The following is a 14,184-nucleotide window of genomic DNA, read 5'->3' as shown; positions in this document are numbered from 1 at the left end:
AACCACTTTAAAAGCCCATGAGCAATACCAGGTTTTCACTGCTTCTGATGGTCATCATTGCACCTGCGGGCTCGCCACAGTGCAGTACAAGCAATAATCTGACCAGCTACGTCTCTACTGGTGACCACGCTATTGGATGAGTTGTCGTAACCTGCTGACAGCTTCCTTTCGCCAGGTGCGGCCTATTGGAATTACAGTTTTACCAATCAGAATTTTTGAAGCATTGAAGTGCTCTACATAATCGACATTCACTAAATAGCTTCGGTGCACCCGGAGGAATTTACCGGATGGCAATTCGGATGTCAGGCGATCCAGGCTGATGCGTTTCAACACCCTTTGATCATTCGGGAAAAAGAGCCGGCAGTAAACGTGTTCGGCCTTTACGTAAAGGATGTTGCGAACGGGGATACGGACACGTACCTTACCTTTTTCAACCCAGATGGACTGGCCCTCTTTATCGAAGGGGTCATTTGAGTTCCTGTCGTTCTTTGCGAGAGGTGCCAATGACTTGTGAGAAGTCTTTGGAAAAGTCGAAGCTATTAGATTCCTATTCATTTTTGTGCATTTTGCTGGGCGGCGGTACTTACTTTCCGGACATTTACTATGTCGTTCAGAACAAAAATGCGCTAAAGCATGTCTCGACATCGAAAATCAGGGACGAACCGTAGGTGACAAGGGATAAGTGGCCATTTTCCTGATAGAATTAGTATATATTGGGAGCCTAACCGCCTACTTCATGTGTTTTTTCAATCGGTTTTCCCGTTTCCTTTCCCTTCCTGTCCTATGTTTTGGTCTCCTGTTCACTTCTGAACTGGGGGCACAGATTCCCAACCTGAACCTATCTAAAGAAGAACTGCTTCGCCGGGTAGAAGCCGATTCTCAGGACGACCGGCATTTCAATGCGCTAGCTCAACTTATTCGTTTGATGGCGAATGATGCGCGTTCTGGCACCAACAGTGTTTATCCGGACTATGACCCGACGCGTCCGATACGGCCTTACTTACAAGACTTAGGGAAATTGGGTGCTAAATTGGGGGACCCCTATCCTGCCCGGGTAAGAATTACGGAACTTCACATGAAGGCACTGGCCTGCCCAAACTTGTCAGTTGAAAATCGTCGTAAAATCCCCCCCTTATACAAAGTCATTCAGGATAGCCTGGGCACCGATGGCTCTCCTGAGAACCTTGAATTGCGCCTCGGGCTGCATGCAGCCATGTACTTTCAGTGTAATCGGGACTCTTTCCCTTTTTCCCTCAAGGGGCCAATTGCTGAAGATCTTTATCAGGAACCCGGGCTAACGGATTCTCAACGCGTAGTGCTTTCACTCTACATGATTCTGGATAATTTCACCGTTGGGGATAGTGAGCGGGGACGGGAAATCATCCGTAATTCTTTACGGACCGCAGAAGAAATGGAAGGGGGCCATCACGCTAAAGCCCGGTTGTACATGATGCTCGCCGACTTTTTCCAACAATTTACCGGAGACTATGAAAAGGGAGCAGAGTTACTCCATCTTGCTCAAGACAACCTGGGTGAAATGGAAGAGGCTTACAGTGATTATGGCAATGTTGTGTCCAATAGTCTGGTACAGACATACAGTAAACTGAAAAAATATGACGTTGCCCTAACCCTTCTCGATTCTTTGGCAGAAGAAAAAGGATCGCAAAGCCCGATGGAGCGTTTGGAGGCGACTAAAGATCTCTATGACTTAGCACAACGACTCGAATTATGCCGGAAGAGTACCGACACGCTTTGTCAGGAAAATTTCGAGCAATTACTAGCGGGCATGGAACTGGCTAACAAAGATGAGGGGTACGAAGGACTGAGCTCAGCAAATGCTCAGGCGGGGCTCTATTATCATCACATCAATCAGGATGACAAAGCCCGCCCCTTACTGGCTAAAACATTTGAAAAAATAAAAGTGACCCGTTGGTACCCAAGCGACCTGGGGACAGAAGTGGTAGAGGCCTATAAAGAAACGCTCGGCGATGGTATTGACCCTGAATTAGAGGTTGAGCTTTATCAACATTTGCTTTACTGGAGTAATAATGAGACCAGTGTTGCCCGGAGTAATGCCTCGAGCAAAGCCGCCTTTGAATTGGGCGTAACCGAAAACAAACTGGCTCGCCAGCGTGCGGAACAACAGACAATTCTGGCGGAACAAGATGCGGCATCAGATCGGCGCTTCTACTCTATCTTGCTGGGAGCACTGGCTCTTCTGCTCGCCGTCATTGGCTATTCGTTTTACCGAAGCCGTCGTGACGGGCAAAAACTAGCTAACCAAAAGGCGCTGGTAGATCAGTCTTTATCCGAAAAGGAAGTCCTCCTCCGCGAAATCCATCACCGGGTAAAAAACAACCTCCAGATCATCTCCAGCTTACTGCAAAAGCAAGGCCGGCTGGCCAACGACAGCGACGCCCAGAAGTTAGCCAAAGAAGGGCAGGAACGCATCCAGTCCATGGCCCTCATTCATGAGAACCTGTACCAGTCTGAACAGCTTAGTGGGGTTAACATCCGTTCTTACCTGGAAGACCTCGGCACAAACATCAGCAGGAGCCACAGCAAACCCGGGAAGGACATAAAGCTCGATCTGGTTGTCGCAGATGAATACCTGGATCTCGACACGGCCATCCCCGTCGGGCTAATTCTCAATGAGCTATTGACAAATGCTTACAAATATGCCTTCCCTAACGGCAGCAATGGTCAGATTCAGGTGGTCTTTCAGCGGGTAGCCGATCGCTTTGAGCTGGAAGTAAACGACAACGGCGTGGGCCTCCCTGCTGACCACGCTGCCCGCAGTAGTAAATCTCTTGGTCACAACCTGGTTAAGGGCCTCGTCCGCCAGCTGGAAGGCAGCATCAAATGGATGAAACCAGAGCGGGGAACTACCGTACAAATCGAATTTTAACTATGGCAGATCAAGTACGTATTCTCATCGTAGAAGACGAATTCATCACCATGGACGCCCTGCGGGATTCCCTGACGGGCATGGGCTACGCCATTGCCGGAGACGCGATGCGCGCCGATGAAGCGTTGCGGGTATTGGACGAAGGGCAAACCGACCTCGCTATTCTCGATATCAACATCAAGGGTGCCCGATCCGGCATCTGGCTGGCAGAACAGATTAAAGAACGTTACCACATTCCCTTCATTTTTCTTACCGCTTTCGGTGACAAACAAACCATTGCCGATGCCGCCCGGACTCAGCCCGGCAGCTACCTCGTCAAACCCTTCGTGGAGCAAGACCTCCACGCGGCCATTGAACTGGCCGTGAACACTTTTAGTGCCACGAAAAATTTACCGGTCCCCTTGCCCAATCAGTCGCCCAGCCCGGTAGAGTCGCCAAAACAACTACTGATCGACGATAGTATTTTCGTCAAAGACGATTTGGTTTTTCGGCGGGTTTCTATTTCCAACATTCAGTATATCCAGTCTTTCCGTAATTACCTGGAGTTAAATGTCGGGGAGGGAAGAAAGTATGTGCTCCGCTCCACACTGAAGGACTTTATGGGCCAACTACCGTCAGACTATTTCATACAGACGCACCGGTCATACGCCGTAAACCTGCAGAGGGTTAATCGAATCGGGGGCAACTTCGTCGGGGTAGCCGATCATGAAGTACCGATAAGCCGGGAGACAAAGCAGGAGGTAATGCGGCGCTTGAATTTGTATCAGTAAAGATTAATGCGAATTACGGGCTAAAGACCCTTCGGTGCGCACCGAGGGGCTTAACCTTCAACGGTTTTGCTCGTAACTCACATATAATTAGCCGTTAGCCCCAAAATGCTAAGTCCTTCAGGTTTACTGAAACTCAAACAACCCGCTATTAGTAGAATAGGCCAGGAAAACATCACGGCCAGCAGCATTTACAAGCTCTTTCGCCACTCCCCTTATGAGGGTAACGCTCACAATCGCGTTTGCCGGAACGCAGGGAAAATCTGAGGCTGAAAAGGTATAGCTTTCCCGCCCATCCGGGATTTGGAGATAATCACTACATCTCTCCGGATGTACAGCGACGATGTTCTCCTCGTTAATCAACGGGCTGTAATCTACCACGATAAAAACGCCGTTCTTATTCGTATCATCAATATTCCAACTGACGGTTCTTTCCAATAATTGGTTTTGTGGAAGTTGGCTCAGGTTACTCTTCAGTACTTTAGGTATAGCGCCTAAGTCTACTGGAGTTGTAATGGATTTTAAGGAATCGACACCATCTTCTTCTATCCGCAAAGAGAGAGTATGGCCAAATAAATCAGCAATCCCAGATTCATCCTTAATCACATTAAAGTCCTGCTGAAGTGGAATTCCCCAGGCTTCATTTAAGACAATCCGGGACGGAGGGTTGAGAATACTGGATTCACCTCCGACGATTCGCATAAAGTATGTTTCAGAGGGCATTCCATCTCTGCCGGTTCCTCCCTGATCGTGCCGTATCTGAACCATGCCATCATGCGCTCCCAGAAATGCAGACTGGTAAAAATCTATATCACGAACAATGAGGTCGTTACTTCTCTCACTATCGATTGGCTTCTCACACGCAGAAGCCCCAAAAGCAAGAAAAATCAATGTGATCGCGTAATAAAGAGGTTTCATGTAAACAATTAATTAGTACACATGGAGAAAGTCTTCATCATGGATAAACCGAAACACCGGAATGCTTTGATGTTGATCTCCAGAATGAATTTAGCAGGTCTTACCCTGTCAATTTATCGGGCAGCCGGGAATCCAATATGGTGTTTTTTTTTTACAACTCAAAACTGACCTCCCGTAATCATTCTTCCACCTCCACCACTAATCCCTCCACCGCAAACTCTTCATCCACTTCCTCCAGGTAAACGCCGCCGATAGCGGCCTTCAGGGCTCTGACGGTGGCTGGTACCGTGCTCTGGGGTAGTTCCAGCCGCACGACGGCTGTCTCCCCAAAGTCCTGTTCCGTCATCTCCAGCCCCAGGCTACTGAGGGCAGACATAACGGGAGACATCAGCTCATAGCCAAAACGCAGGATGATCGATTTAGTCAGCGGCTGCAGGGTCGTTTCCGTCGCTTCGATGGCGACTACGGCCGCTTCGCGGTAAGCATTGATGAGGCCGGAGGTGCCCAGCTTCGTCCCGCCGAAGTAGCGGGATACCACGATGACAATATCGCTGAGGCCGGCTTTATCGATCTGGCCAAGAATGGGCTTTCCGGCGGTACCGGAGGGTTCGCCATCGTCATTCGCCCGCCAGCGATCCTGCCCCGGGCCCAGCCGGTAAGCATAACAGTGATGGTTGCATTTAAAGTGAGTCTTAGCACATTCCTCCACTACGGCCAGCGCTTCTTCTTCGCTACGAACGTGGCGAAGCGTCGCGACGAACTTGCTGCCCCGGTCGCGGAACTCCCCCTCGCCTGCTTCGGCGGGAATGCGGTAAAAGTCAGGCTTAATCATTGGGCGAAGGTAGGGGTTTGCCATTACGGATTGGCAATAATCCACCTCATATGATTTAACGGAGACCGGGATTACCGACAGCTGCTTAAACTTGCTACTCTTCCTTTTTAAACAATTTCCGAATGGTTGCCCCAAAACTTAATTCCCCCCTCCTACTTCTCCTTTGGTGTATTTGTCTCGTTTCCGCCTGCAATAAGAATACAGGCGTCATCACCCCACCCGAGCCGGAGCCCGACCCAATGACCGGGGACCGGGATTTTGAAAACATTGACCCGAATCAACCCTCCTTCGTCTCCATCGATGACACTACCCCGGAGACGCAAAAATGGGTAAAAGTGGAGGAGCTGACTGACGACTTCGACTCCTGGAACGACAACAAATGGTTTAAGCCACTGTGGAACTACGGAGTCCCCGTCGATATGAAGGCGGAGAATGCGGGGGTAACGGACGGCAACCTCTGGATAAAGGCCACACTAAATGAGGGTCAGGAAAGATGGTTCAACACCTCCCGGGTGCAGTCCCGGGCGCAAATCAACTACCCGATGTACACAGAGAGCCGTATCAAGACCGCCCATATCTCCGCTTACAATACTTTCTGGCTCAACAACGGGAACATCTCCAACCGAAATGAAATTGATGTCATCGAAAACAACTCAAAGCCATCCTGCAACTGCCAGCCGGACTTCCCCTGGCAGATGAATTCCCAGTATTTTCACGTCGTGGACGATGACACCCGCCGCAACAAGGGCAACTTCGACAACCGGAATCTCGCTGATGACAATCCCCTCAAGGGCGTCAGGTGGAATGAGGAATATCACATCGTCGGCGTATGGTGGAAGGACGCTCGTAACATCCAGTTTTACCTCGACGGGGAGCCCGCCGGTAGTGTGGTATCTGAAAGAGACTTCACCCGCGACCTCAACATCATCTGGGACCTGTGGACAGTAGACGAGCCCTGGCTTGGTGGCCTGCCGCCCCAGAGTGATCTCAACGACGAGACGATTAATACGATGAAAATAGACTGGATACGAACGTGGACTTTGGAAGACCGGTAAAAACTACCAATTGACATTATCCGCTTTCATGTAGGCATTCATATCTTTATAGTCCAGTTTCCCGTTGACGGACTTGAGATACTCATGAATCTGGATGCATTTCTTTACCCGGGTATCCGCCCCTTTGGGCTTCGCAATCAGGTAAAGGAGGCTACGCTGTTTCCCCGGCGTGAGCAGATGAAAAACACGCTGTGCCTCTTCATCCACCGCCCAAAGCTCAACGACTTCTTCGGGAACGGGCATGCCGTAATCACTATCATCGGGGGTGATGATTAACTCTGCCTCGTCCCCTTCCTCCAACTTAAATCGCTTACGAACTTCCTTGCTCACCGTAATGAAAAAATTCCCCTGCCCATCGGGCATCATTCCGCTGAAGATCGTTCCCTGCCCATTGATGTTCACCTCAATCCGGGAAGGATTTTTCTCCCGTTGCAGCAATTCACGGACGCTTGATTCCGGTATCACGAAGGCCGTGTAGTAGACGCCGGCGTAGCCGGGTACGTTTTCGCTCACCTGAATCAGTGGGGCGTTTATGGTGGGCATAAGGAATAATTTAGCGGTTCTTTGGCGCTCACCGCAGGTGCAATGAAAAGCTGCAGGGCAAACCAGCGTAGGCGACGCTTGAAGCGGCACTACATTACTACAAAACTACAGTACTACCGACTAATTACTCTAGTCCCTTCAGCGCCAGCTCAATGGCTTTATCGAGTTGCGGGTCCCGGCCGGCTTCGCGGTCGGCGGCGGTGTTATCAATCCGGACGTCGGGGGAGACACCCGTTTTTTCCAGGTTCTCTCCCTCCAGGGTATAACAGCCCCAGCTCGGTAGCCGGTAGAAGGAGCCATCCACAAGGCCCTTGCCGGAGGTGAAGATGATCCAGCGGTAGGTGGGTGTCCCGACGATGGTACCCAGGCCCAACTCTTTGAATCCGGCGGCGGTCATCTCCGCGTCGGAGAGGCTCTTTTGATTGATGAGCAGGACAATGGGTTTGCCCCTCGGGGCAAAGTTGGGCTGATTGCCCGGCTTTCCTTCCCGGAACTTCCACTCCAGATAAGGCTGCTGCGCCAGGAACTGCAGCACGGCATCATGTACGTTACCACCGGTGTTCCAGCGTAAGTCCAGAATGGTTGCCTCCCGGTTGTAACCCTCAGAGACCATCTCGTTCATAAAGCGATTAAGCTCGCCGCCGGTCATATTTTTCATGTGGACGTAGGCAATGCGCTTGCCCGATTTTTCGTCGACCCGCTGCTGGCAGGCGTCCATCCATTCGTCGTAGCGCTGCGTCCGTGCGCTGAAGTAAGACTGCGGATGCAGGCCTTGTTTCACCTCTGTGCCGTTGCGGCTGAAGGTGAGCTCCACCTCCTTGTCCACGCTGGGCCGGCTGAAGTAAAACTCCCGGTTCTGCTTCGGGTCAATCCGCTGGCCGTCAATCGCCACGAGGCGATCTCCCGGGCGGATGTCTACGCCCTTTCGGTCTGCTGGCCCATCCGTAATTACCCGGTCAACCAGGTAAGCATCCTTGCTCCTGAAAACCAGGCCTGCATCCAGCGTCCGCGCCCCTTCTTTTGTCTCCTCCTCTTCCCCGCGGGAGCTAAACCCGTAGTGAGAAGTGTTCAACTCGCCCAGCATATCGTTGGTGATCCGACGCAAGTCTGCCCGGCTGGAAACGTACGGCAGAAAAGCCGCATACTGCTCGCGCTTGGCGTCCCAGTCCACCCCGTGAAAATCTTCATTGTAGAAGTTCTCCTCCATATTCGCCCAGGTCTCCTGAAACATCTGCTTAAACTCTGACTCCAGCGTACGGCGGAAGGTTTTCTTAAGCTCGATAGCTTTCGCCTTTTTCGTCCCCAGATTAACCAGCTGGATTTTACCCGCCCCCACCAGATAATGCTTTCCTTTTACCGTTATCAGATCCGTTGCATTCCCTACGCCCTGCGCCGCGATGGCCTCGGTCTTGGGCGACTCAAAAGGCTCAAAGACCGTCATGAACAACTTGCCGCGGCCTTCGTCATGGTTAGAGCCATAAACGACAATGGTCTTGTCCTTCTCCTGAACTACCATTGGCCCCGACTGGGTTCCAAAGCGCGGGCCCACCGTCTGCATTCGCTCCATAATACCGTCAAAATCGATACTAACGACGACAGAATCTTTCTTCTCCTTAGCCTTTTTCTCCTCTTCGTCCGCGAACAACTCATCCACTTTTTCGGAGCGGTAGGGCTGGTCATATGACTCCAGCGGCAGTCGGTAAAGATTGACGTCTCCCCCACCCCGCGGATAACTGGGTTGGTGACGGGCCGAGGTGAAATAGATGTACTTTCCGTCAGGAGACCAGACGGGATCTTTCTCCGACACGCCCGTCTTCGTCAGGTTAATGACCCGCATGTCTTCCTTTAGGTCCGCCAGAAAAATGTCCTCTTCAAAGTCGATAAAACCGGTAAACATCAGGTAACGATCGTCGGGCGACCAGCGGGGAATCGCTCCGCGAAACCAAACTTCCCGCTTAGCAACGGTGCTAACGGAGAAATCACTGAGGTCCATAATCCGGACTTCATCCCGGCCGCTCAAATAAGCCACCTGACTCGTATCGTGCGCCATTTCCAGGTTACGGCTATTGCGGGCGTCAGAAGTCCGTCGCGTCGGAGCAGCACTGCCATCTGCCGGGATTGTGTGCAGGTTCTGGTAGCCGTTGTAGGTCTGGGTAAACAATAGGGTTTTATCGTCTTTCAGCCACTTGACTTCGAGCACACGGTCGGGGCCGGTCTCCAGCTGACGGATGAATTTGCCTTCTATATCCGAGATGAACAACTCTCCCCTGGAAACGAAGGCGATCTTCTTCCCGTCGCGGGCAACATCAAAATAGCTGACTTTACCATCGGTGCTGAAGTCTTTCGTTTTGGCCAGTCCCGCAAAAGCATTCAGCTCTACCGGAACGGTACGGCTCTTTCCCGATTTCACCTCATAGACCTGCAGCTGATAATCCCGGATAAAGACGATCGCGCTGCCGTCAGCGCTGATGGAAGGGGAAAAGACGGAGGTTTTGAATTTGGTCAGTCTTTTGGCGTCTTTGCCTTCCAGCTGGTACAGGTTGTATTCCTCATTTCCCCGGTCGGAGACGAAGTAGCTTTTGCCGTTCCGGTCTACCATCGGCCACATATCCTTCCCTTCCCAGTCCGTAAGTTTCTCCACTGCGCCGGTGGCGGGGTCGAAGGTCTTGATGTCGGGGCTGTTGGGCCCTACGTAGCGTTTACGATTGGGGTAACGGCTGCTTTCGGAGCTTTCGTTGAAGAAGATCTTACCGTTTGCAGGGTGCGGAACGGCATGATGGAAAGTATTAAAGTAGTGCTTCGTTAAGGCTACCGGCGTGCCGCCAGCGGCCGGCACGGTAAAGGTTGTTCCGCCGTTATAACGGTTGGAAGTAAAATGAATGGACTGACTGTCCCAGCTCCAGCTGGCCACCTCATCGCTGGCCTGGTGAAAGGTGAGCTGTTTGATTGCACCACCGCCCAGCGGAGTGACGTAAATATCATTATTGCCATACTGGGCGGAACTGAAGGCCAGCCATTTGCCGTCCGGGGATACTTTCGGCTTACTCTCTGCACCGTCCAGGGCGGTAATCCGGTTGGCCTGGCCGCCGGTGGCGGGCATTTGCCACAGGTCACCGGCGTAGGCGAAGATGATCGTTTTGCCGTCGGGGGTTAACGCCGGGTCGTCAGGGAAGTAAAGGCCCTGGCCATAAAGAGAGCTCACGGAAAAGAACAGCAGGGCCAGAAGGGGTGTCAGGTTTTTCATTTGGTGGGGTGGTTAAGGGCCTCAATTTAAGAATTTTGGGGGAGAACCTCTGCTGTTGTTAACCGAGCATTACAGCGTAGTCGCTTTAATACAGTTTAGTGGCTTTGTGACCGGCGGCCTGGGGTGGAAACCGATCTAGAAACAGCCCCTGAGCTTGTTGCGTACGGAGCTTGCTGAAATATCGAGGGGGCAGAAATCGACTTAGACTTTTCTAATTCGACTTCCCTGACCAAAGAAGGGAAACTGCCGCTCTTTTGGAAATAATTCCGTAATTACCGTCTATATAAAAGGATTCCACCTTATGCCCATTAACCGGTCAGCAATTCTCTGCTTCAGAATGCTCTTATTTTTTTGCCTTCCGGCTACGGCTTATGCGCAATCTGAGCCTCTTACTTTTATCGACGCTACGAATATGGCAGGTCTGGGCGGAATTCAACATCTGCTGGAACAGCGATTTGCCACCACAACTGAACAAACAAGCGGAGGCATTGCCGTTGAAGATGTTAACCTGGATGGCTACGCAGATTTTTTTGTCATTACGGGCGAAAGATCTGGCGGAGAATTATGGCTCAACCAACAAGACGGAACCTTTAAGCAGGCCAATCACAATGGCCACATAGAAGCCCCGGATGCCGCCACCGGACCATTATTTTTTTATTACAACAATGACCCACTTCCCGACTTATTCATTGGGTCTGCTAATGGGGCAATTCCCGTCTTGTATCTGAATATGGGCAATGGTAATTTCAGCCTGGTGGAAAATACCGGTCTGGAATTATATGAAGGACTCAGTACAACCGGAGCTACTGCCATCGATTTTGATCGGGACGGATGGGAAGACCTTTTCCTTTGTCATTGGAACGAACCCTTTACCCCCTTCCATTTCTTTCGTAACCAGCAAGGAAATGGGTTTTCCCCCTATGATACTAAACTCAATTTTTACAATCTGTTCGCTCCGGAGCTTGATCATGGCTTTACTGCCAATTTCCGGGATCTGAACCAAAACGGGTTCCCGGATTTACTGCTAAGTGGAGATTTTGGCACCACCCAGTTGTGGATCAATGAAGGTGGGCAACAGTTCGTTCCTACCGATCCGGCAGTATTCACGGATCAAAATGGTATGGGAGCTGCCGTTGGCGATTATGATAATGACGGAGACGAAGACTGGTTTGTTACGGCAATCTTTGACGGAGACGGTGTACTGGAAGGGAATTGGGGAGGCAGCGGTAACCGTCTTTACCGGAATGAAGGAAAGGGGAAATTTATGGAGACCCCTCCCCACCCTTCCATCACTCAAACCGGCTGGGGCTGGGCAGCTTCCTTTGCTGATTTTAACCATGACGGTTGGTTAGACTTAATGGTTACCAATGGCTGGCCACGGGGGGAAGACAGTTTTAAAGGGGATACCAGTCGCTTACTCATTAACAATCATAGTGGGCAATTTCTTCCCCTGCCCAACTTTCCTCCAGACACCTTTCAAGGCAGAGGTATTGGTATTCTTGACGTAGAGCTGGATGGAGACCTGGATATTCTCATAGCCAATAATAACGGGCCTCTAAGACTATACAAGAACCAATTAAACGACGACAACTGGCTACGCATACTTCCGCTGCAAGCCGGCAGGACCGCCCATGGTGCTTTAGTCATTCTTTACACTACGTCCGGCGTTTTTCAACGACAGGTCGGGGAGAGCTCAAATTATGTCAGCCAAAATGAAACCGTTGCTCACTTCGGTTTACCCCAGGCAACGAATATTGACTCTTTGATCATCCAATGGCCCGATGGCGCCTCCAGCACCTACTACCAGATTGAAACCAAAACGACAAACCTTCTGACCCAAAAGAAAGGTCAGGAGTATTCAACACCCCCTGATTTCCAGGTCTTTCCTAACCCCGTCCGGGCGGGCAGCTTACTTCACATTCAATCCGATGTGTTTATTAATGACAATATCTTCATCTGGTCTTCTTCAGGTCAGTTTATTGGTTCAGCAATGGTAATCCAACGAGACAATCGGCTGCTTACGCTTCAACTCCCCCCTGCTGCATCCTTGCCACTTGGCGAATATTACATTACATTTGTCTTGCCTGAAAGGGATAATCCCTTTCCTCCTATTAAAATAATTATAGAATGAACAAAACCCTGTTATTTTTCATTTTTGGCATTTTCTTAATCGCTGGCTGTGACAGCGATGATGACCCGACTGAGACTGGTGATGGCAAAGGCGATGTTTTTGTCCAGGTGTTTTTCAATGGTCAACCCGTAGAAGATGCCACCATCACAACCGACCCTGAAACCCTCGAGTTCACAACCGACGATCTAGGATCAGTTCTGCTCGAAGATCTCGAGGTAAATAATTATCGCGTTTTTGCGGACCGGGCTCCATTGGGGAGAGGAGTCTCTCCGGTAATGGTGGACGATAACAACCTGACCGAGGTTAGAATTAATCTCATTCCTGGCCAGTACGTCAGTCCTAACCTCACGCTCTCCACCTCTGAGGGGCAAAACACCTACGATATTGAAGATCCGATAACCTTTGTCGGCAACCTATCGGATGATAGCGATCCAAATACTTTTACCATCACCATTACCAGCGACGTTGACGGAGAACTTGGCCAGGTACAACCGGGTGAAAACGGAAACTATTCCCTGCTTGTCAGTGAACTCAGCGAAGGCCAGCACCTTATCACCGCTTCAACGGTAGACGAAGATGGTCTTGAAGCAAGTCGCCAGATTACTATCTTCATGGTTCGGGAACCAGAAGCCGTCATTTTTGACTCCATCGTAGTCGTTAATGGTCAATTTAAGCTGTACTGGCAGCCCTCGCAAGAACCTGAATTTAGCGAATACAACATACTGCGTTCCGATAATGGCGCCGATGGCTTTTTCCGGAATATTAACGTCAATACTGATCAGGCAACCAGCAGTTACCTTGACCCGGATATCGAGTACGCAACCAACTACTTCTACAAAATCCGAGTTGTTACTAATAACGGGGCTGCTGTCGAAAGCGAAAGCTTATCCGCCCGCTATCTACTGGAAGGTATTAACCTGGAAACCGGAATTGTCAGACTCAAAGCAGACCGTACCCGCCCCTATTTATACGGACTGGACCGTGTCAACAACAATTTGCTCTTCATCAACACCTCAACCAACGAGGTAGAAAAAACTATTTTTGTTGGCTCAGCACCCGTTGATATCGCCTTCAGCCTTGACAATTCTGAAGCTTACATCGCCAATTTTGGAAGTACTCAGATTGCCGTCGTCAATCTCGACACTCAGGAAAAAATCCGGGACATAAATGTCGACGTGAACATTGGGACCTGGGACGGAAACCCATACCGTCTGGCCGTTTTGGCCGGGGATCGTCTGGCCTTTACCAGTGAAGACCAATGGAATAATATTAAGGTCGTAAGAACAAGTAATGGTGTAAACCTCTCATCGGCGGGTTCGATCTATCAGCCGGGGCTCCTCACCAATTCGACCGGAACTATTCTTTTCGCTACGGAGTCTGGCTCTAGTGGAAGCTCCGCTATCCGCTACAACCTGGAGGGAGATAACCTTGTAGAGGTATCCGAAAGCGCCAGCCTGTCTAATTCCTTCCGGGATGCCTGCCTCACGGCTGACGATAAGTACCTGTTTTTCAACGGCAACAAACTCCTGACCAGTAACCTCAGTACTTCATTAGGCAGCTTCAATGATAAAATTCTGGCCTGTACAGACTCCGGAGACATCGTTGTCGGAGAAAGAAACATCTGGGATGGCGAAACATTCGCTATTATTTCTTCACTCGTCGTCTCCCCTGACCTGGCGGTGATTCCTCCCGGAAGCCGTCAAGCATATTTGTACGTTAATGAAACTAGCCAGTTAATTATCGTTGATTTGACCGAGTAACTCCTGAAGTTCAATCCTTACCAATG

At 50.5% G+C, this 14,184-nt stretch carries 10 protein-coding genes; 5 read left to right on the top strand and 5 right to left on the bottom strand.

Annotated elements, in window-relative coordinates; genetic code table 11:
* Window positions 1-129 precede the first annotated feature (129 nt).
* The gene (locus tag BM123_RS11640; RefSeq protein ID WP_175489342.1) at window positions 130-504 is read right to left on the bottom strand and encodes a LytR/AlgR family response regulator transcription factor; all 375 of its coding nucleotides are present in this window, start codon (window positions 502-504) and stop codon (window positions 130-132) included.
* A 232-nt stretch (window positions 505-736) separates the two neighbouring features.
* Here BM123_RS11640 and BM123_RS11635 point away from each other — a divergent pair, with 232 nt between their 5' ends.
* Window positions 737-2,908, top strand: a complete 2,172-nt coding sequence (locus BM123_RS11635; RefSeq protein ID WP_090168580.1) for a sensor histidine kinase — start codon at window positions 737-739, stop codon at window positions 2,906-2,908.
* 2 nt (window positions 2,909-2,910) lie between these two features.
* Window positions 2,911-3,678 carry a response regulator gene (locus tag BM123_RS11630; protein ID WP_090168577.1) on the top strand — a complete coding sequence of 256 codons (768 nt, stop codon included), beginning with the start codon at window positions 2,911-2,913 and terminating at the stop codon, window positions 3,676-3,678.
* A gap of 123 nt (window positions 3,679-3,801) precedes the next feature.
* On the opposite strand, the gene BM123_RS11625 is transcribed toward BM123_RS11630, so the two are convergent.
* On the bottom strand, window positions 3,802-4,593 hold the full coding sequence (locus BM123_RS11625; RefSeq protein ID WP_090168573.1) for a hypothetical protein: 792 nt from the start codon (window positions 4,591-4,593) through the stop codon (window positions 3,802-3,804).
* A 178-nt stretch (window positions 4,594-4,771) separates the two neighbouring features.
* Window positions 4,772-5,425 carry an IMPACT family protein gene (locus tag BM123_RS11620; protein ID WP_090168640.1) on the bottom strand — a complete coding sequence of 218 codons (654 nt, stop codon included), beginning with the start codon at window positions 5,423-5,425 and terminating at the stop codon, window positions 4,772-4,774.
* Window positions 5,426-5,547: 122 nt separating this feature from the next.
* Between BM123_RS11620 and BM123_RS11615 the strand changes: the two genes are divergently transcribed.
* Window positions 5,548-6,480, top strand: coding sequence for a LamG domain-containing protein (locus BM123_RS11615; RefSeq protein ID WP_090168570.1), 933 nt, complete (start codon window positions 5,548-5,550; stop codon window positions 6,478-6,480).
* A 3-nt stretch (window positions 6,481-6,483) separates the two neighbouring features.
* Here the strand turns inward: BM123_RS11615 and BM123_RS11610 are convergent, their stop codons facing one another.
* Window positions 6,484-7,023, bottom strand: a complete 540-nt coding sequence (locus BM123_RS11610) for a YdeI/OmpD-associated family protein (RefSeq protein ID WP_090168567.1) — start codon at window positions 7,021-7,023, stop codon at window positions 6,484-6,486.
* Window positions 7,024-7,147: 124 nt separating this feature from the next.
* Entirely contained in the window at window positions 7,148-10,267 is a 3,120-nt protein-coding gene (locus BM123_RS11605; protein ID WP_090168565.1) for a S41 family peptidase, read from the bottom strand.
* Window positions 10,268-10,604: 337 nt separating this feature from the next.
* Here BM123_RS11605 and BM123_RS11600 point away from each other — a divergent pair, with 337 nt between their 5' ends.
* Complete coding sequence (locus BM123_RS11600) at window positions 10,605-12,398, top strand: CRTAC1 family protein (protein ID WP_175489341.1); 1,794 nt, start codon at window positions 10,605-10,607, stop codon at window positions 12,396-12,398.
* Window positions 12,395-14,158, top strand: a complete 1,764-nt coding sequence (locus tag BM123_RS11595; protein WP_090168559.1) for a hypothetical protein — start codon at window positions 12,395-12,397, stop codon at window positions 14,156-14,158. Before BM123_RS11600 ends, BM123_RS11595 begins: the two co-directional genes overlap by 4 nt.
* Window positions 14,159-14,184 lie beyond the last annotated feature (26 nt).

This window comes from Neolewinella agarilytica (assembly GCF_900110645.1).
In the GTDB taxonomy this organism is placed as follows: domain Bacteria; phylum Bacteroidota; class Bacteroidia; order Chitinophagales; family Saprospiraceae; genus Neolewinella; species Neolewinella agarilytica.
This window is presented reverse-complemented; position numbering and strand designations above follow the sequence as displayed.

Coding starts and splice junctions, on each gene's coding strand:
- BM123_RS11635 (WP_090168580.1), top strand. CDS start 737: ATGTGTTTTTTCAATCGGTTTTCCCGTTTCCTTTCCCTTCCTGTCCTA.
- BM123_RS11630 (WP_090168577.1), top strand. CDS start 2,911: ATGGCAGATCAAGTACGTATTCTCATCGTAGAAGACGAATTCATCACC.
- BM123_RS11625 (WP_090168573.1), bottom strand. CDS start 4,593: ATGAAACCTCTTTATTACGCGATCACATTGATTTTTCTTGCTTTTGGG.
- BM123_RS11620 (WP_090168640.1), bottom strand. CDS start 5,425: ATGATTAAGCCTGACTTTTACCGCATTCCCGCCGAAGCAGGCGAGGGG.
- BM123_RS11615 (WP_090168570.1), top strand. CDS start 5,548: ATGGTTGCCCCAAAACTTAATTCCCCCCTCCTACTTCTCCTTTGGTGT.
- BM123_RS11610 (WP_090168567.1), bottom strand. CDS start 7,023: ATGCCCACCATAAACGCCCCACTGATTCAGGTGAGCGAAAACGTACCC.
- BM123_RS11605 (WP_090168565.1), bottom strand. CDS start 10,267: ATGAAAAACCTGACACCCCTTCTGGCCCTGCTGTTCTTTTCCGTGAGC.
- BM123_RS11600 (WP_175489341.1), top strand. CDS start 10,605: ATGCTCTTATTTTTTTGCCTTCCGGCTACGGCTTATGCGCAATCTGAG.
- BM123_RS11595 (WP_090168559.1), top strand. CDS start 12,395: ATGAACAAAACCCTGTTATTTTTCATTTTTGGCATTTTCTTAATCGCT.